This is a genomic window from Pseudoalteromonas sp. S408, assembly GCF_005886645.1.
Taxonomy (GTDB): Bacteria; Pseudomonadota; Gammaproteobacteria; order Enterobacterales; family Alteromonadaceae; genus Pseudoalteromonas.
In genome coordinates this window covers 81,483-100,534 of record NZ_PNDY01000010.1, presented here as the reverse complement: position 1 = coordinate 100,534, position 19,052 = coordinate 81,483, and the positions used below count along the sequence as shown (strand labels likewise).

At 39.5% G+C, this 19,052-nt stretch carries 18 protein-coding genes; 14 read left to right on the top strand and 4 right to left on the bottom strand.

Annotation, left to right across the window (positions count from 1 at the left end; all coding sequences use genetic code 11):
• Positions 1-23: 23 nt before the first annotated feature.
• Positions 24-344: a met regulon transcriptional regulator MetJ gene (metJ, locus tag CWB62_RS09800; RefSeq protein ID WP_006793094.1), complete on the bottom strand. Its 321-nt coding sequence runs from the start codon at positions 342-344 to the stop codon at positions 24-26.
• A gap of 199 nt (positions 345-543) precedes the next feature.
• Here metJ and metB point away from each other — a divergent pair, with 199 nt between their 5' ends.
• The gene (gene metB / locus CWB62_RS09795; protein WP_058403856.1) at positions 544-1,791 is read left to right on the top strand and encodes a cystathionine gamma-synthase; all 1,248 of its coding nucleotides are present in this window, start codon (positions 544-546) and stop codon (positions 1,789-1,791) included.
• Positions 1,792-1,959: 168 nt separating this feature from the next.
• Positions 1,960-4,305: a bifunctional aspartate kinase/homoserine dehydrogenase II gene (gene metL / locus CWB62_RS09790; RefSeq protein WP_138529528.1), complete on the top strand. Its 2,346-nt coding sequence runs from the start codon at positions 1,960-1,962 to the stop codon at positions 4,303-4,305.
• Positions 4,306-4,368: 63 nt separating this feature from the next.
• Here the strand turns inward: metL and CWB62_RS09785 are convergent, their stop codons facing one another.
• Complete coding sequence (locus CWB62_RS09785; protein WP_138529525.1) at positions 4,369-6,870, bottom strand: penicillin-binding protein 1A; 2,502 nt, start codon at positions 6,868-6,870, stop codon at positions 4,369-4,371.
• Positions 6,871-7,001: 131 nt separating this feature from the next.
• On the opposite strand from CWB62_RS09785, the gene CWB62_RS09780 reads away from it, so the two are divergent.
• The 9 genes from CWB62_RS09780 (at position 7,002) to CWB62_RS09740 (ending at position 15,941) form a co-directional block, all read left to right on the top strand.
• Positions 7,002-8,081 carry a pilus assembly protein PilM gene (locus CWB62_RS09780; RefSeq protein ID WP_138529523.1) on the top strand — a complete coding sequence of 360 codons (1,080 nt, stop codon included), beginning with the start codon at positions 7,002-7,004 and terminating at the stop codon, positions 8,079-8,081.
• The gene (locus CWB62_RS09775; protein ID WP_138529521.1) at positions 8,069-8,641 is read left to right on the top strand and encodes a PilN domain-containing protein; all 573 of its coding nucleotides are present in this window, start codon (positions 8,069-8,071) and stop codon (positions 8,639-8,641) included. The genes CWB62_RS09780 and CWB62_RS09775 overlap by 13 nt, the downstream gene beginning before the upstream one ends.
• Positions 8,631-9,236: a type IV pilus inner membrane component PilO gene (locus CWB62_RS09770; protein ID WP_058403852.1), complete on the top strand. Its 606-nt coding sequence runs from the start codon at positions 8,631-8,633 to the stop codon at positions 9,234-9,236. Before CWB62_RS09775 ends, CWB62_RS09770 begins: the two co-directional genes overlap by 11 nt.
• Positions 9,233-9,772 carry a pilus assembly protein PilP gene (locus tag CWB62_RS09765; protein ID WP_138529519.1) on the top strand — a complete coding sequence of 180 codons (540 nt, stop codon included), beginning with the start codon at positions 9,233-9,235 and terminating at the stop codon, positions 9,770-9,772. Before CWB62_RS09770 ends, CWB62_RS09765 begins: the two co-directional genes overlap by 4 nt.
• Positions 9,759-11,852: a type IV pilus secretin PilQ gene (locus CWB62_RS09760; protein ID WP_138529517.1), complete on the top strand. Its 2,094-nt coding sequence runs from the start codon at positions 9,759-9,761 to the stop codon at positions 11,850-11,852. The genes CWB62_RS09765 and CWB62_RS09760 overlap by 14 nt, the downstream gene beginning before the upstream one ends.
• A 184-nt stretch (positions 11,853-12,036) precedes the next feature.
• Entirely contained in the window at positions 12,037-12,555 is a 519-nt protein-coding gene (gene aroK / locus CWB62_RS09755; protein ID WP_006793103.1) for a shikimate kinase AroK, read from the top strand.
• A 30-nt stretch (positions 12,556-12,585) separates the two neighbouring features.
• Positions 12,586-13,656: a 3-dehydroquinate synthase gene (gene aroB, locus CWB62_RS09750; RefSeq protein WP_058403849.1), complete on the top strand. Its 1,071-nt coding sequence runs from the start codon at positions 12,586-12,588 to the stop codon at positions 13,654-13,656.
• On the top strand, positions 13,657-15,018 hold the full coding sequence (locus CWB62_RS09745; protein ID WP_138529515.1) for an SPOR domain-containing protein: 1,362 nt from the start codon (positions 13,657-13,659) through the stop codon (positions 15,016-15,018). It abuts the gene before it with no gap.
• 53 nt (positions 15,019-15,071) lie between these two features.
• Complete coding sequence (locus tag CWB62_RS09740; protein ID WP_058403847.1) at positions 15,072-15,941, top strand: Dam family site-specific DNA-(adenine-N6)-methyltransferase; 870 nt, start codon at positions 15,072-15,074, stop codon at positions 15,939-15,941.
• Here the strand turns inward: CWB62_RS09740 and CWB62_RS09735 are convergent.
• A complete protein-coding gene (locus CWB62_RS09735; protein ID WP_058403846.1) occupies positions 15,886-16,071 on the bottom strand; it encodes a DUF2970 domain-containing protein in 186 nt (61 codons plus the stop codon). The genes CWB62_RS09740 and CWB62_RS09735 overlap by 56 nt on opposite strands.
• A gap of 3 nt (positions 16,072-16,074) precedes the next feature.
• Complete coding sequence (locus tag CWB62_RS09730) at positions 16,075-16,371, bottom strand: hypothetical protein (RefSeq protein WP_138529513.1); 297 nt, start codon at positions 16,369-16,371, stop codon at positions 16,075-16,077.
• A 205-nt stretch (positions 16,372-16,576) separates the two neighbouring features.
• Between CWB62_RS09730 and rpe the strand changes: the two genes are divergently transcribed.
• The 3 genes from rpe to trpS are packed head-to-tail and all read left to right on the top strand — an operon-like array spanning position 16,577 to position 18,961.
• Positions 16,577-17,260 carry a ribulose-phosphate 3-epimerase gene (gene rpe, locus CWB62_RS09725; RefSeq protein ID WP_138529511.1) on the top strand — a complete coding sequence of 228 codons (684 nt, stop codon included), beginning with the start codon at positions 16,577-16,579 and terminating at the stop codon, positions 17,258-17,260.
• Positions 17,260-17,925 carry a phosphoglycolate phosphatase gene (locus CWB62_RS09720; protein WP_138529509.1) on the top strand — a complete coding sequence of 222 codons (666 nt, stop codon included), beginning with the start codon at positions 17,260-17,262 and terminating at the stop codon, positions 17,923-17,925. The genes rpe and CWB62_RS09720 overlap by 1 nt, the downstream gene beginning before the upstream one ends.
• Positions 17,926-17,956: 31 nt before the next feature.
• On the top strand, positions 17,957-18,961 hold the full coding sequence (trpS, locus tag CWB62_RS09715; protein ID WP_006793110.1) for a tryptophan--tRNA ligase: 1,005 nt from the start codon (positions 17,957-17,959) through the stop codon (positions 18,959-18,961).
• Positions 18,962-19,052: the final 91 nt, after the last annotated feature.

Here is a 19,052-nt window from a genome sequence, read left to right as displayed (position 1 = left end):
TTTTTTTGTGTCTAAAATTACGTTTAGTCTTCGTTTAACACAGGCACTTCTAGCCCCATTTCTTGCATTATTTTTTTCACTTCTTCAGGGACTTTTTCGGCGTTATCCTTACGTAAGTCGTCATCGTTAGGCAAAGGTTGGCCGGTAAATGCATGTAAAAACGCTTCACAAAGTAGTTCACTGTTTGTTGCATGACGTAGGTTATTAATTTGACGACGCGTGCGCTCGTCCGTTAATACCTTTAATACATTTAGTGGGATCGAAACGGTAATTTTTTTTACTTGTTCTGATTTTTTCCCGTGTTCTGCGTATGGGTGAATATACTCACCATTCCATTTAGCCATAAGATGTATCGTCGCCTCAGATTAATAATTGCTCACATGCGCTACAATGCATATGAATATGCGTGAAATTCTATCGATTTAAAAAAGATAGTCAAATACTAGTTATTTAGCCATCTAGAGCTTTAAATGTTTTGACATCTTTAATGAGATAAATTACTCTTTTAGACGTCTAAACATCCAAATTGAGCAGGTGACGAATATGAGCGAAAAAAATAAAGCAACCATTGCAGTGAGAAGTGGTGTTGAAGCCGACAAACATCATGGCGCAGTTGTCGCACCTATTTATTTATCGACAACTTATTCGTTTGCCGACTTTGATACAAAACGCCAATATGATTACGGACGAAGTGGTAACCCTAATCGTGATATTTTAGCTGAAACGTTAGCCGAACTAGAGGGCGGAGCAAGGGGCATTATTACTGCTACGGGCATGTCTGCCGTTCATTTGGCTACGCAAATTTTGAATCATGATGATACGTTGGTGATCCCTCATGATTGTTACGGCGGCAGCTATCGTTTATTTACTTCACTGCAAAAGCGCGGTTTGCTTAAGCTGGAAGTCTTAGATTTAACTCAAGCACAAAGCTTGGACAAAATTTTAGCAATTAAACCTAAGCTAATTTGGATAGAAACACCCAGTAACCCATTACTACGCTTAACTGATATTAAAGCAATAACCGATATTGCTAAGCAGTGCGGTGCTTTAGTTGCTGCTGATAACACATTTTTATCACCGGCATTACAAAACCCCATTAAATTTGGTGTTGATATAGTGGTGCACTCGACCACCAAATACATCAACGGCCATTCAGATGTAGTAGGCGGTGCGGTGATTGCAGCTTCACAAGCGCTGGGCGATGAATTGGCATGGTGGGCAAATAATATAGGTATTACAGGTGCGCCATTTGATAGTTATTTAACATTGCGTGGCTTGCGAACACTCAATGTGCGTTTAAAGCAGCATCAAGAAAACGCATTATCGATTGCTAAATATTTAGATGAGTCTGAATTTGTTCGTCAAGTGTATTACCCAGGCCTTGAATCGCACCCACAGCATGAATTAGCTAAAGCTCAGCAACTGGGCTTTGGTGGCATGGTGAGTTTTGATATTAAAGGCGACATAAACGATGCTGCGGCGTTTTTAACAAGCTTACGTGATTTCAGCTTGGCAGAGTCTTTGGGCGGAGTTGAGAGCTTAATATGCCATCCTGCAACGATGACACACGCTGGAATGGAACCTAAAGCACGGCTTGAAGCAGGGGTTGGCGACACGCTTATTCGAGTTTCAGTCGGTATAGAAGATATAAACGACTTATTAGCTGATTTAGAGCGCGTGTTTCAGCTTGTAAAGCCTGGGCAAAATAAAAACATTGGCCGTGTTGGTAAAGGGGCTGGCTCGCCTGAAGGCAATGTGAAATTAAGTGCAGCCCGTCCAGCGCTTTGGTAAGTAATACCAATCCGCAATAATACCTAATCAATTTGAGGGATTAACCGGCGCTAACTTCGTTAAAAATTTTTCATATAGAACAAATAAATAACGAAATTTTTGCCTTGTTATCGACACGGTTTTCTTATCCTCAAAATAGACAATCTAATTAAGCGAATTGGTATAAATATGGTCAATTGTGTACATAAATTTGGTGGTTCAAGTTTAAGCTCTAGTGAGCGCTATCAAAGCGTAGCTAAAATAATTATTGGCCACTCACAACCGGGTGACTGTGTTGTGGTATCTGCTGCCGGTAAAACCACGGATACCCTTGTGTCGTTGTGGCAAAGTTATCAGCAGCAAGACACACAAGCTGTCGCTGATATTTTACTGCAGTTAAATAACCATCAAAGCGATTTAATTGAGCAATTATTACAAGCTGATTTAAAGCGCAGCGCACTTAAAACATTACTCGAAGAGCTAAATATAATTGCAAGCTTAGCGCAAAGTGAGCAACTCAAAGAAGCGCAGTTACTTGCTCATGGTGAGGTATGGTCTGCGCGATTATTAGCTGCATATTTACAACAGTTAAACGTACATGCCTGCGCACACGATGCTCGCCTACTTTTTACCTTAAATGATGGCGAATTACGCCATGCTCAAAATAAGCTGCAATGTAACAGTGTTATTGATGCCAATAAAGTGAATATAGTAACCGGGTTTATAGCGGCAAATACATTTGGCGATACCGTAACGCTTGGGCGTAATGGTAGCGATTACAGCGCAACACTACTTGCCAGCTATTGTGATGCTAAGCAAGTATGTATTTGGACTGACACGCAAGGTGTATTTAGTACCGATCCGCGTAAAGTAAAAAAGGCAATTAAGTACGCTAAAGTGTGCCGCACTCAGGCCAATTTACTAGCGCGATTAGGTAACCCCGTTCTGCATGCTAAAACGTTATCGCCTTTAAAAAATACCAATATAAAGCTAGCTGTACGCAGTAGTTTTGATGTTCAAGCAAGTCCAACTCATATTGTTAAAGAAGGTCTAGCTAAGAAAAAGCGTTTTATTACGACGCTACAAAGTGTTGATTTATTAACAGTAGAAGGCTTGAGTGAAGGTGAGGTTGCAAATGTTAGCCAGCTTATTCAGCATAGTCTTCATCACTTTAACCATAATGGCGAAGTGTATTTAGTCGTACCGGCTGCACAAACATACCAAGTTATTAATTACTTTGCTGGTAGAGCTAATATTAGTGAGTCGAATTTAAACGGCTGTGCAGTTGTTGCCCCAGAGCAAGACATCAGCACACTTAAACTGCAAGCTTTAGAAGTATTAGCTGAGCAAACTATAAAACCGCGTTTTGTGCATCAAGATAATGGTTATGTTTTATTACTAACTGATCAATTTATTGATAGCGATGTGCAAAGCACATTGCACGATAAGCTAGTCAACAAAGGTCAAGAAATTGCGATTATAGTTGCAGGGTTAGGTAATGTAGGTGAAGTGTTTATACACCAACTGGCGGATCAATTTGAGCGCCTAAGCGGTGACTTTAGTATTAAATTAGTTGCTTTGGTTCGCTCTCAAGAGATGCTGTTTAATCCAAGTGGAGTTAACCCTCAAACATGGCAAAAACAATGGCAGCTTGAGGCCAAAAAATACCAAAGTAGTGATTTATTAAATTCAATTAACGAGCTTGATTACGAGCATAAAGTAGTCATTGATATTACTGCTAGTGAGCAATTTAGCCAGCTTTATGCTGACTTTGTGCAAAGCGATTGCCATTTAATTAGTGCAAATAAATATGCCGGCACAGCACCTACACGTTGGTATCAAACCCTTAGAAATAATTTAGCAGAGCGCAACCTACACTGGCGTTATAACACAAGTGTAGGGGCAGGCTTACCTATAAACTTTGCTTTGGCTGATTTACAAAATAGTGGCGATAAAATCACGCGAATAGAAGGTGTGTTTTCTGGCACGCTATCGTGGTTATGCAGTAAATATGATGGCAGTGTTGCGTTTTCAGAGTTGGTGCTTGAAGCGCAAAAAATGGGTTTTACAGAGCCAGATCCACGTGAAGACTTATCTGGGCGTGATATGCAGCGTAAGCTACTTATTTTAGCCCGAGAGCTAGGTGTAGAGCTTGAGCTTGGCGATATAAGTCTCTCGGCACTTATGCCAGTTGAACTTGCTCGGGGTAGCTGGGACGATTTTATAGATAAAAAAACGAAGCTTGATACGTTTATTGAAGAACACGCTGCAGCAGCGCAAGCTAAAAATGCAGTGCTTAGATACACAGGGTTGTTAGAAATTGCATGCGATAAAGTCGTTGCAAAAGTAGGCATTGCATACGTGCCAAACGGTGATGCGCTAGCAAACTTAACACCTGGCGATAATATTTTTGTGATAAACAGTAAATGGTACAGCGACAATGCATTAGTTATTCAAGGCCCAGGGGCGGGTAGTGAGGTAACTGCGGCGGGTGTTCATTCAGATTTATATTGGCTTGTGCAAAACTTGAAATAAGCTTGTATATTGATATAAAAACGGCGGCTTAAATTAAGCCGCCGTTTTTTGTTTATAAATGCTTTAAAATAGCTCTTCTTCTGTTTTTGTATCTTCTTCAAATATATCGTTAGGCTGAGATAGCACATATTTAGTAGGTGCGGTTCCTTTGTCAAAATACTCAAAGCGACTGGTGTAATCGTTTTTGTGACTCAATAAACCGGTTTCTAAATCAATCCTAATAGACACTAAGCCTTCAGGCGGCTCGATGGGGGCCTCAGGTTTACCTTCAAGCGCGACTTTCATAAACTCAACCCAAGCAGGTTGTGCTGTTTTAGCGCCAGATTCAGCCCCTGATATTTGACTGCTATCAAGGTTGTTATTGTAAGAAGTCCGGCCCAATGGGTTGCCTGGGTTATCAAACCCAACCCAAACTGAAGTCATCACATTTCGGTTAAAGCCACTAAACCATGTATCTACAGAATCATTAGTTGTACCTGTTTTTCCTGATAGATCACGACGGCCTAATGCTTGAGCGCGCCAACCTGTTCCTGACCAACCCGTTTTACGTGACCAGTTACCACCACCCCAAACAGCGCTATGCATTGCTTGAGCTATTAAAAATGCATTTTGTTTGGATATGACCTGTGGCGCACATTTTATCTCTGGCATGTCAGAGTTTTGTGACTGAAATAATTCGGAGTTTATTACTGGCGTTAGCGATTCCGCAGAGTTGTCTTCACATACTTTTGTCGGGTTAGCTTTAAATAAGCTATTGCCAAACGCGTCTTGAATTTCAGCGATAAAGTACGGCTCAATTAAATGCCCGCCATTGGCAAATGCGCTCATACCACGCGCAAGTTCAATAGGGGTAATTGAAGCACTACCCAGTGCCAATGATTCACTACGGTTTATGTCTGAATTTTTAAAGCCAAATTTTAATAAGTGATCTGCTGTTCGTTGTAAACCAACACCTCTGAGCAAACGAACTGAAATTACGTTTTTAGATTGCGCTAATGCGCGGCGAATTCTGATCGGGCCATTGTAAACAGCCGGACTATTTTTAGGCCGCCATGCTACACCTTGGCTTTTATCCCACTGATTAATTGGCGCATCATTTAAAATAGAGGCGAGCGTATAGCCGTTTTCAAGCGCGGCAGAATAAATAAACGGCTTTATGTTTGATCCCACTTGGCGTTTTGCTTGAATAGCTCGGTTGTATTGGCTTTGCTCAAAGCTATAGCCACCAACAATGGCTTTTATACGGCCATCTTGCGGGTCAAGTGAAACAATCGCACTTGAAGCTTCAGGTAGTTGGCTTAGTTCATACTCGTTTTTGCTGTTTTTACGCACCCAAATTTGCATTCCTGGGGTTAATATTTCAGTAGCGGTTGTTGGAGCAAAGCCTTGTCGGTAACGCGTTATGTATTTACGTGCCCATTTTAAATTGTCCCACGATAGGGTTATTTGCTCTGCATTTTTAAGCATTACCGTGGCATTGAGTTCATCCACATTTAAAACAGCCGCCGCTTTTAATGTACCTATTTCTTTAGCTTCATTAAGTTTGGTCAGTATTTTTTCTTCGCTAAGAGCTGGTTGCTGCTCAGGGTCCCATAAAATAGCGTTGGGTCCTCTAAAACCATGACGCATATCGTAGTCATGAAGATTATTAACTAACGCGGTTTGCGCCGCTTTTTGTACTTTAGACTCAACAGAGGTGAATATTTTAAAGCCTGAGTTGTATGCTTTGTCTATTCCGTAGCGTGCAACCATTTCTGCACGCACCATCTCAGAAATATACGGCGCGTATAAATCTATTTCGGCGCCATGAAAATACGCAGTAATAGGTTGGCTTGTTGCATCATCATATACTTCTTGAGTTATGTAGTTTTCAGTTAATAGGCGACCCAGTACAACATTACGGCGTGCTTTTGCACGGATGGGGTTGCGAATTGGGTTTAAAGCTGAAGGAGCTTTAGGCAAGCCTGCAATCATGGCCATTTGAGCAAGCGTTAAGTCTTTTAACTCTTTTCCGTAATAAACTTGAGCTGCAGCCCCAATACCAAAGGCACGGTTACCTAGCTCTATTTTATTGAGATAAAGTTCTAATATTTCGTCTTTGGTAAGAACATTTTCAATATGCAGTGCAATGAATATCTCTTTTATTTTACGAATATACGCCTTTTCTCGGGTTAAGAAAAAATTACGCGCAAGCTGCATAGTAATGGTACTTGCCCCTTGCTTTTTTTCGCCGGTAGAAATAAGCACAATTGCAGAGCGAACTATACCAATAGGGTCTATACCTATATGATCATAAAAGCGATTATCTTCAGTTGCTAAAAATGCATCAATGAGTGGTTGTGGGATTTCGTTAATAGTAACCGGAATACGACGTTTTTCACCAAATTGATTGATTAAGAGGCCATCTTTAGTGAATACTTGCATAGGAGTTTGTAATTGCACGTCTTTTAAAACTTGCACACTGGGGATATCAGGTTTAACGTAGTAATAAAGACTGACCAAAGTTATCAGACCGATTAACGTACAAATGATAAAAAATTGTAAAGTTCGTTTTAATAAAATCACTTATATTTCCCTAAATGGACTCCCAATTGCGAGTTTGGACTGATAGTATATATTGATTAAAAAATGAATAATATTTTTTCAGAAAAAAATTATAACTTGTTTATTATTAAAACAAAGGCCAAGTTGCAAACATGCTAAGTCAACTATTTCAAAAGCCGTCACCGATGATGGTAGGAATTGATATCGGATCGCACTCGATTAAAGCGGTGCTTCTGAGAGAAATTGAAACTGGATTTCGATTAGAAGCGCTAGCAATTGAGCCAATGCCTAAAGGCGCCATGAGTGAACGAACGATTCAAGATATTGAAGCGATTGGTAATGTAATAACAAAATTAAAAAGAAAATTACCAAAATCACTAAAAAATGCAGCTGTGGCCGTATCGGGGCAAACGGTTATAACTAAAGTGATTTTTATGGATGTGTCGTTAAGCGATGCAGAGCTTGAGTCTCAAATTGAAATTGAGGCCGACAGTTTAATACCTTACCCACTTGACGAAGTGAGCCTAGACTTCGAAAAACTTTCAACCAATGAAGCTGATCCGAGCAAAATGAACGTGTTACTTTCTGCTGCGCGAACAGAAAGTGTAGAAGCGCGTGTTGGCGCACTAGAAGATGCAAACCTAGATACCAAAATTGTAGACGTAGAAAGTTATGCACTTAGTCGTGCTATGGATGTTTATTACCAACAGCTGCCAAGTGATGCCTTCAACAAATGTGTGGCGGTAGTTGATATAGGGGCTGTATTAATGCTTGTGAGTGTTGTGCAAGCCGGTGAAACTATTTATACCCGTGACCAGGTTTTCGGTGGCGATCAATATACAAACAGTATTGTTAACTACTACAACAAAGGGTTTGATGAGGCTGAAATAGGTAAAACATCTGGCGACTTGCCCCCTAATTATACTTTTGAGGTGTTGGCGCCGTTTCAAACAGCGTTATTACAACAAGTACGTAGAGCGGTACAAATGTTCTTAACCACCAGTGGTAAAGAGCAAATCGATTATATTGTACTGACAGGCGGCACATCTATGATCAAAGGAATAGATCGCTTGTTAATAGAGGAACTGGGTATCCATAGTGTCGTTGCAGAGCCATTTGCAAATATGGAAATTTCGCCCAAAGTAGATCGTAATGTAATGCAACGCCATAGAACACAGTTTACGATTGCGACAGGTTTGGCATTAAGGAGTTTTTCATCATGCCACATATAAATCTACTGCCTTGGCGAGAGCGACAACGCGAAGAATCTAAAAAGAAATTTGTAACCATATTGATTGGAATTGTGCTGGCGTGTTTTTTAAGTATGTACTTGTTAAGCATGTTTTATGGCGCCTTAAAAGATGGGCAAAACCTAAAAAATAATTATTTAAGTTCAGAAATCAGTATGCTTGATCGAAAGATAAGTGATATCAGAGAACTAGACAAACGAAAAGAAAACCTACAGCAACGTATGCGATTAATCGAAGAGCTGCAAAGTAGTCGTAACCTTGGCACGCAAATTATGGATGAAGTAACAAAGATAGTGCCTCAAGGTATTTATTTAACAAAGCTTGAGCGCAGAGGTAGCCAAATTTATGTGCTTGGGCGCAGTGAATCAAATAACCGTTTATCCACTATGATACGTCAAGTACAAGGTTCTTATTTATTAGAGCGCTTAACAATGCAAGATATTGTTGCAGGCGATCAGTCTTCGCGTTTACTCAGTGACTTTAGTATGGAGTTTTACGTAAAACCATTTGATGAGATTGGTGAGGTGCGTGATGAACCTTGATTTTAAAGCGCTTGGCGAAATAGATTGGAATGAAATTGAATTAGATAACATTGGTGATTGGCCTGCGGCTGTAAAAGTGATTTGTTGTGCATTTGTGGCTGGCCTTATTTTGTTTTTTAGTTATAGCTTATTGGTTTCTGACGAAATTGACAGTTACCACAATGCAGTTTCCAAAGAGGTTGATTTAAGAAGTACATACCGAACAAAGTATGCAGTGGCAAGTAAGTTGGATATTTATCGTCAGCAAATGATAGAAATGGAAGATAAGTTTTCTCAATTGCTTAAACGTCTACCTACTTCAAATGAAATACCGGGCTTACTTGATGATTTATCGTATGTTGGCACAACAAGTGGGCTCACCTTTTTAAAAATTGGTTGGTTACCTGAGGTTCAAAAAGAATTTTATACCGAACTGCCCATTAAAATCGAAGTCGTAGGCACGTATCACGAATTTGGTGAATTTGTTGGAAAAGTGGCTCAGTTGCCACGAATAGTTAGTTTACATGACTTTTCTATTACGTCTTCTGGTGAAAAACAGCTAACATTTAGCGTTGTAGCAAAAACTTACCGCTATGAAGAAGGAGCTAAAAAATGAGGCTTCTTCATTTAATCCCGGTTTTGGCTGTTGTTGCGTTAGTAGGTTGTAACGATGATACATCGGAACAAAAAGAGTTTATTGATCAGGTAAAAGCAAGCACTACGCCTAAAGTTGAGTCAATTCCTGAACTTACTCAATTTGAAATTTTTGAATATAGTGCAGGTAATTTGAGAAGCCCATTTGTGGCACCCCAACCTGAAATAATTCAGAACAAACTGACACAAATAAAAAACTGTTTACACCCAGATCCAGACAGACGCCGTGAGCCACTAGAAAAATACCCGTTAGATAATCTGGCAATGAAAGGTACAATTGGCTCAAGTGGTCAAGTTTGGGCACTTATAACCGCGGCAGATGAAACGTTACACCGTGTAACGATTGGTAATTATTTGGGTAGTTACGATGGCAAGGTAAAAGCTGTGAGTAATGATTTCATAGAGTTAGTTGAATTAATCCCTGATGGGTCTGGTTGTTGGAAAGAGCGCCTGACTAAACTGGAAATGTTAGAGGCGGCAACTGATGGCGCAAATTAATAATAAAAAAGGTAAAAATAACATGCATAAGGATGTTCTTTGGTTTAATCGCATTGCGAAAAGTTTACTTGCAACAGCCGCTTTGGTTTGTGCTAGTAATGCTTTGGCAGGACCATTGCTTTACGATGTACGTTATAATCCATTACTTAAAGGTGAAACCGAGCTACAGCTTGTTTTCGACGAAGAGATAACGCTAGAGCCGCAAATTCAAGTGTTTAACAGCCCTGCGCGCATTGAAATGTTTTTTGACACCGCAGAGTTAGAATTAGGGTTAAATGACGTTGAAGTTAATCAAGCAGGTATTAGTAGCGTCACTAATGTTTTATCTGAGCAAGGTTTAAAGGTAACGGTTAACCTAGACAGATTAAAAATGTATGAAACAGAGGTTAATAATAACCTAGTTTCAATACGTGTATCAGATAACCCATTAACCGGTTCAGTGACCGAAGATGAAGCTTTACTAACAGGTGATGTGAGTGGAAACTACATCAACCGAATTCAATCTATTGATTTTAGACGCGGTGAAAAAGGTGAGGCGAAGGTGCTTGTATTTTTACAAGACACTCAAGCTGCAATAGAAGTTCACGAGAGTGGCGGCAAAATTTACGCAGATTTTCACCATACTGACATTCTTGACGATTTACTCTATGAGTTAGATGTTTTAGATTTTGGTACCATTGTTAGTACCATCGAAACATTTAAAGAAGAAGGGCGTAGCCGCGTTGTTATTGAACCAAATGCCGAATTTACGTTCACGTATCAGCAAATAGACAATATTCTTACTCTTACGGTTGAAAAAGATGAGACTCAAAATGCCTATTTAGATGGTGGTAAAGAATATCAAGGTCGACCAATGACCTTAAACTTTCAAGATATTTCGGTCCGTGCCGCATTACAAATTATCGCAGGTTATAACGACTTTAATTTAGTAACGAGTGACTCTGTTACGGGAAATATTACGCTGCGCCTAGACGGTGTGCCTTGGGATCAGGCTCTTGATGTAGTATTACGCATCAAAGGGTTGGACAAGCGTATGGATGGCTCTATATTGATGGTAGCGCCAGCTGAAGAACTTGCCGCTCGTGAAGCTAAAGATTTAAAAGCAAAGCAACAAGTTGAAGATTTAGAGCCGCTTTACAGCGAATATATGCGTTTAAATTATGCCAAAGCTGAAGACTTTGCAGATTTATTGAAAACTGATATTAATAGCATCATTACTCCACGCGGAAGCGTGTCGGTTGATCAGCGTACTAATACGCTACTCGTTAAAGATACTGTTAAAAGTATAGAAAATATTAGACGCATGATTGAAACCTTAGACATACCGGTTCAACAGGTTGTCATTGAATCTCGTATGGTAACAGTTCGTGATAATGTAACTGAGGACCTAGGTGTACGTTGGGGGTTTAGCGATCAGCAAGGCAGTGATGGTATATCTGGTTCTTTGGAAGGTGCTGAAACAATTTCAAATGGGGTAATACCTGACTTAACAGACAGATTAAATGTAAACCTACCTATTACAAATCCAGCGGCAAGTATTGGCCTGCACATAGCAAAGCTCGCCAACGGTACACTAATCGATTTAGAGTTAAGTGCACTTGAAGAAGAAAATAAGGGTGAGATTATTGCAAGCCCGCGTATTATTGCTGCTAACCAGCAAAAAGCGCGTATTGAGCAAGGTACTGAAATACCTTATACAGAATCAGCTTCTAGCGGTGCAACAACGGTTAGCTTTAAAAAAGCAGTACTGAGTCTAGAGGTTACGCCGCATATAACGCCTGATAACAAAGTAATATTAGACTTAATTATCACGCAAGACACACGGGGCGATGTTGTACAAACGGGCACCGGTGAGGCAGTATCAATTGATACGCAAGAAATTCAAACGCAAGTGCTAGTAGAAAATGGGCAAACTATTGTACTCGGTGGTATTTTCCAACAACAAATAATCAACACCACAAATAAAGTGCCGGTATTAGGTGATATTCCTTATGTTGGTAGGTTATTTAAAAGCACTAGCGAATTTAATGAAAAGCGCGAATTGCTTATTTTTGTGACACCGAAAATACAAATAGATTAAAATAAGGTACTTTTTTGTTAATCGACGGGTGATTATTTAGTTTAATTGCTCGTTATGTGGCTTTTTATTCTAATTGACTTGAAATACCCCTGCAATTACTGAGATAATCCCCTCCTTAATTTTGGGGCCAGGTCGTTAGGCGGGGTTTTATTTCAAATTTTAGAGTTCGTTTGTACTAAAAGATATGGCTGAGAAACGTAATATATTTCTAATTGGCCCCATGGGGGCTGGAAAAAGCACAATTGGTCGTCACATTGCCGATCAGTTACACCTTGAATTTGTTGATTCTGATCAAGAAATCGAACGCCGCACGGGTGCAGATATTGCCTGGGTATTCGATCTTGAAGGTGAAGAAGGCTTTAGACTTCGTGAAGAATCTGTTATTGGCGACCTAACTGAAATGCAAGGTATTGTACTTGCTACAGGTGGTGGTTCAGTAATGAGTAAAGAAGTTCGAAACAAGCTTTCGGCTCGTGGTATCGTTGTATACCTAGAGACACCTATTGAAAAGCAAGTTGCACGCACACAACGCGACAAGCGTCGCCCGTTACTGCAAACCGAAGAAGCACCTCGTGATGTACTAGAGCGCTTAGCAGAAGAACGCGAACCGTTATATAAAGAAGTGGCTGATTTTGTTGTACGCACTGATGAGCAAAGCGCTAAAGTTGTTGCAAATCAAATCATTGAGAAACTAGATTTTTAAAACCAATAAATAATAAAGGATTAGCTGAGCATGCTTAAATTAACTGTTAATTTGGACGAGCGAAGTTATCCTATTTATATTGGGCAATCTGCACTTCAAGATAATGGCCGTCTAATTCACCATATTGGTGATTGTCGGCCTATCATCATTACTAATGACACAATTGAACCTTTATACTTACAAGGCTTGCTTGATTCATTAGCTGAATTAAACCCTCTTTCCTTTATCATACCTGATGGTGAGCAATACAAGTCGCTTGATTGGTTTGAGAAAATATCTGCATTTTTACTGCAAAATAACTGTGGTCGCGATACTTGCTTAATTGCTCTAGGTGGCGGCGTAGTTGGCGATTTAACAGGATTTGTAGCTGCATGTTACCAACGCGGTGTGCCGTTTATTCAAATACCGACAACACTTTTATCGCAAGTAGACTCATCTGTTGGTGGAAAAACAGCAGTGAACCATCCGTTAGGGAAAAACATGATTGGGGCGTTTTATCAGCCACAAGCTGTTTTTATTGATACTCAGTCTTTGCATACACTACCAAAAAGAGAGTTTGCGGCAGGAATGGCTGAAGTTATCAAGTATGGTTTAATATACGATACCGAGCTATTTGCTTATTTAGAACAAAATGTTGAAAACTTACAGCTGCTAAATGAAACATGCCTACAGCATATTATTTACAGGTGCTGTGAGATTAAAGCGTTAATTGTTGCTGAAGATGAAAAAGAGCAAGGTCTTAGAGCACTGCTAAACTTAGGGCATACTTTCGGTCACGCAATTGAGGCTCAAATGGGCTATGGTAAGTGGCTTCACGGTGAAGCTGTTGCTACAGGTATGGTATTAGCTTCTCGGTTGGCTAGTACACGAGGTGACTTAACGCAGCAAAATGTAGAGCGTATAATAGCTGTTATTAAACAGTATAACCTGCCAACTGAAGTGCCTGCTGATATGACGAGCGAGCAATTTTTATTGCATATGCGTAAAGATAAAAAAAATAAGAAAGGGACTATCCGTTTTATTTTACCCACTCAATTTGGTCAATGTGCACTTGTAGATGATGTATCTGACGATCAAGTCCGAGCATTAATCGAGCACTAAATGCAGTCACAAATTTTACCAAGCCGTGCGGCTTTGGTGGATAGAATCGCACTGCAATTTGAATATGGCCAAAACCTCATTGTTTTACTGGGCACATCAGGCTTAGGTAAGAGCTATCTGCTTGAAACCTTCATTACCGATAAATACAACGACTTTAATAAGGCATTTGTACAATCAAGTGCAAAATTAACGGACGCTCAGTTAATGAGCGACCTATTAGAGCAAAGCTTTAACAACCCGTTAGTTGATCATAATTTGAGTTTGTCTGAAAATTTTTATCAGTTAATTAATCAACAACAACCGGGCTCATGTTTGTGGGTTATTGATGGTGGTAGGCACTTATCAGAAGAGTTTTTGATTGAGCTTGAGTTACTAGCTAAAAATAGTCCAATCACTCTTTATATTATGATTGCCTCAGCTGCAAAACTGCCAGTTGAACATGCAGTTGAAATTCATCTTGAACGGCTCCCCATTAATGAAAGCAAGCAGTTAATGGGGTGGTATTTTGAAAAGCTCCCTCATGATGAAGACCCTGTTTTCCAAGCTTTTTTAGCTGAAGCTAATGGTAACCCTAGTTTATTGCTTGCTTGGCAACAAGATGAGTATATTGCTGATATTAAAGTCAAAGATAAAGTATCATGGCGTGTACATTTACTGTTACTTATGTTGCTCATTATGCTTTTAATTATAGGCTTGTTGTATAAATCAGACATGAGTGACTGGTGGCAAAAACATTATGAACAAGGCACCATTGAGGTTGATAGCACTGCTATTCCAGTGAGTCAGGTCACAGCACCATCTACTTTTGAAGACAATACAGCAAGTATGACTGATATATCAGCCGAAACAGAAACAAGCACCAAGCAGAGTGAGCAACCAAAAGTTGAGCTGCAAAGTACAAACGATATATCTGCAATAATGCAAAGCTTAAGTGCTGGAAGTCAGGAAACTAGTTCAACTAAGTCAAATAGCCCTATAGATGATGAGCCAGTTGAAGAGTTTGTAGAGGAGAGGCAAACAAGCACTGAAGCAGATGAATCACCAGTGCAGCTGCCCATTAACGAAGCTAGCGTGTGGTATTCCCAGCAAAATGATTCAAATACAGTTATTCAGTTGCTTGCAGTTACACAAAAAAAAGTTGTAGATGATTTTATAAAAGAGTATGCACTTCAATTAACAGCGTACACCTATCAAACACAAAGAAACGGTAAAACATGGTGGGTGGTTACAACAGGCAGTTTTACAAGCATAAGTGATGCGCAGCAAGGTATGAAAAACTTACCTGCTAGTATCTTAAAAAATAAACCGTTTTATAAAAAAATTAGTAAAATAAAACAAGAAATTGCACTAGTTGATCAGTAATATAAATCGCTTTAGTGTAAAATCGCGCAACACCAGATTGAAGTAAAGAACCAATGCAGCAAAAGAGTAGAGCCTTCCTTAAATGGGCTGGCGGAAAATACAGTCTCGTTGATGATATTAACGCGCGATTAAACCAAGCGAGTTCGGATGCTGATACCTTGGTTGAACCTTTTGTTGGTGCCGGTTCAGTTTTTTTAAATAGCAATTTTAAGCATTATGTTCTTAACGATATAAATGCTGATTTAATCAACTTGTATAAAGAATTAAGAAATTCACCCGATGAGTTTATTAGTGACGCAAAAAAACTATTCGTTGATTTAAATAACCACCCCGACGCTTACTACGAATACCGAGTTCAGTTTAATCAAAGTCGCGATGTATACGAACGGTCAATGCTGTTTTTATACATGAATCGTTTTGGTTACAATGGACTATGCCGTTATAACTTAAAAGGTATTTTTAATGTACCATTTGGTAAATATAAAAAGCCTTATTTTCCTGAAAAAGAAATGTATTTTTTTGCTGAAAAAGCACAGCAAGCGACGTTTACGTGCTTAGGCTACGATGACGTATTTAAATTGGTTCCCAATAACGCGGTTATATACTGCGATCCCCCGTATGTCCCTTTGAGTAAAACGGCTTCGTTTACTTCTTATGCTAAGGGCGGGTTTAATTTAGATGATCAGGCAAATCTAGCTAACTTGGCAGAGAAAGCTGCGTTTGAAAATAACACGCCAGTGCTTATTTCAAATCACGATACTGTATGGACACGAAAAATATATAGCCAAGCGTCTCTTGATCAAATTCAAGTTAAGAGAACGATAAGCCCTAAGGGGGGAACTCGTAACAAAGTCGGTGAGTTAATGGCTATGTACTTACCACTAAAGCAACCACAGCGTAAATTGAAAGCGCAAAAGCGATAAAAAGTATTACCGCAATAGCAATAATTGATGAGATCGAGTGTTCTTGAAAATCGGCACGGCGTTTTTGTTCTGATTGAACACCAAAAAATGCGGCTAGCACACTTTGCAACGCGCTAATAAAGTGCCGCATTGTTTAGAATAAAGGCTTTAAAGAAGGTGTTTTCTTGCTGTCGTCTGAGCTTGTTAATAACTCTAATAAATCTAGGTAATGAAACTGAGCACTGCGGCTATCGCCTGTGATCCAAGAAAACCACGAAGAATCTTCTTCAAGTACATGTAAACAGGGTTTACTTCTATCTATTTCGTGTGTTGCTTGCGAAGCAAAAGTATTAACCGAGCTTAATTCTTGCCCTGAACTTGGCGTAAAATTTACTACCCCAATCACTAATAATGCTGATGCAATTAATATCCCAATTTTAAAAGCGCGCATGGTTTAAACCTAATATTTTGTTACTTTTTTAAGCATAACAAAAACTGTTCAAATAACAAACTTGTTTCTAATAAAGACGATTAATTAAATTTAAAAATAGCCACTTAACCACTTTAAAAACATCAGGTTTACGCCTTAGTTGCTTGGGTAACGTCATCAATTGAGTTACATTAACCGTAATATTTGACTCATTGGTGAATCTGCTATGTTTAGCCCAGAACAAAAATACTTAATTGCCCCATCAATTCTTTCAGCTGATTTTGCAAAACTTGGTGAAGATGTTGATAACGTTTTAGCCGCCGGCGCAGATGTAGTTCATTTTGATGTAATGGATAATCACTATGTACCAAACTTAACAATTGGGCCGATGGTGTGTAAAGCACTTAGAGATTACGGTATCACCGCGCCAATTGACGTGCATTTAATGGTTAAGCCTGTCGATAGTATCATTCCACAATTTGCTGAGGCGGGGGCATCCATTATCACGTTTCATCCCGAAGCGAGCGAGCATATTGATCGCACTATTCAGTTAATAAAAGATCAGGGCTGTAAAGCGGGTTTAGTATTTAACCCCGCAACAAGTCTAAGTTATTTAGATCATGTGATTGATAAGCTAGATACCATTTTGCTTATGTCAGTAAACCCTGGATTTGGTGGGCAAAGTTTTATTCCTCACACACTTGAAAAACTAGCGCAGGCAAAGCAGCGTATTGTTGAGTCAGGCCGAAATATTCGACTTGAAGTGGACGGTGGTATCAAGGTAGACAATATTGCTGCAGCAGCTCAAGCAGGTGCAGATATGTTTGTAGCAGGCTCAGCTATTTTCAATCAACCAGACTACAAAGTGGTTATTGATCAAATGCGTAAGCAACTTGAGAGTGTAAAATAATGCAGTATGATGCCGCATTTTTTGATTTAGATGGCACGTTAGTCGATAGTGTATACGACCTCTATATTTCGATTAATTTAACTTTGAGCGATTTAGCATTTCCTATTGTAAGCCAACGCTTAGTCGAAAGCTGGGTTGGTAATGGTATAGACATGCTGGTAAAGCGAGCACTGAGTGGTGATATGCAAGTTAGTGAGCATTTAGATGAATCGCTAACGAATAAAGCCATAGCACAGTTTCATAAGCATTATGAGGAACAGGTAGGTCAATACAGCGTGCCATACCAACATGTTGAAACAGGACTTGCTGCTCTACGTGGTATGCAAAAAGCATTGATAACTAATAAGTCTCGAATTTTCACAGAAAAGTTACTCGATAAGCTAGCCCTTACCAATCATTTTGAGCTGATTATTTGTGGTGATGATATGGCAAAAAAACCGTCACCTGAGCCATTATTATTTGCGTGTAAAAAGTTAAATATTGAGCCTGCTAAAGCAATAATGATTGGCGATTCTAAAAGCGATATACTTGCTGCAAAAGCGGCGAGTATTGATGTAATAGCAGTAGGCTATGGTTATAATCAAGGTGAAAACCTTGCTGATTATAATCCACAGTACCTATGCGATAACTTCTTAGATATAATACCTGTTCTAACGCAGCGTTAAATATTAATAATTAAGTAAATAAAGGAAAATCATGAGTAAACCAGTAGTTTTAAGCGGCATTCAGCCAACCGGTGGTATGACAATAGGCAACTATGTTGGCGCTATTAACCAGTGGCTAAAGTTACAGGAAGATCACGAAAGTTTCTTTATGTTGGTTGACTTGCATGCTATCACCGTTCGCCAAGAGCCTGAATTATTAAGATCTCGTGTACTAGATGGCGTTGCATTGTATGCTGCATGTGGTATCGACCCTGAAAAGTCAGCGTTATTTGTTCAGTCTCAAGTGCCAGAGCACGCACAGTTAGCGTGGGTGCTTAATTGTTATGCGCAAATGGGTGAACTTAACCGCATGACCCAGTTTAAAGATAAGTCGTCAAAGCATGCTAATAATGTAAACGTGGGCTTATTTTCGTACCCAGTATTACAAGCAGCTGATATCTTACTTTATCAAGCTGATCAGGTACCGGTAGGCGAAGATCAAAAACAACACTTAGAGCTAACGCGTGACATAGCGACGCGCTTTAATAATTTATACGGTGACGTTTTTAAGCTGCCTGAGCCTTACATTCCTGAGTTTGGGGCGCGTGTAATGAGCCTACAGGACCCACTCAAAAAAATGTCTAAGTCTGATGAAAATCCAAATGGCTACATTATGTTGTTAGATGAGCCTAAAAAGATTGAGAAAAAGCTTAAAAAAGCAGTAACCGATTCAGATGAGCAAGCACGTATTTACTTTGATCGTACAGAAAAGCCAGGTGTATCTAACTTACTTACTTTATTAAGCGTTGCGACTAAGCGCTCAATAGAAGACTTAGTGCCAGAGTTTGAAGGTAAAATGTACGGTCATCTTAAAAAAGATACAGCCGATGCAGTAGTAAGCATGATTGAACCAATTCAAGCACGCTTTAAAGAAATTCGTGAAGATCAAAACTTACTTGATAACATAATGAAATCGGGTGCTGAAAAAGCAAGCGTACGTGCAGAGAAAACGCTAAAATCGGTATACGATGCGTTAGGGTTTATTCCACGCGGATAGGTTTATTGAAATAAAAAATGCCGCTTATTAGCGGCATTTTTTATATGGCACATATCAACATGATAGACCCAAATAAAAACAGTAGTGATAC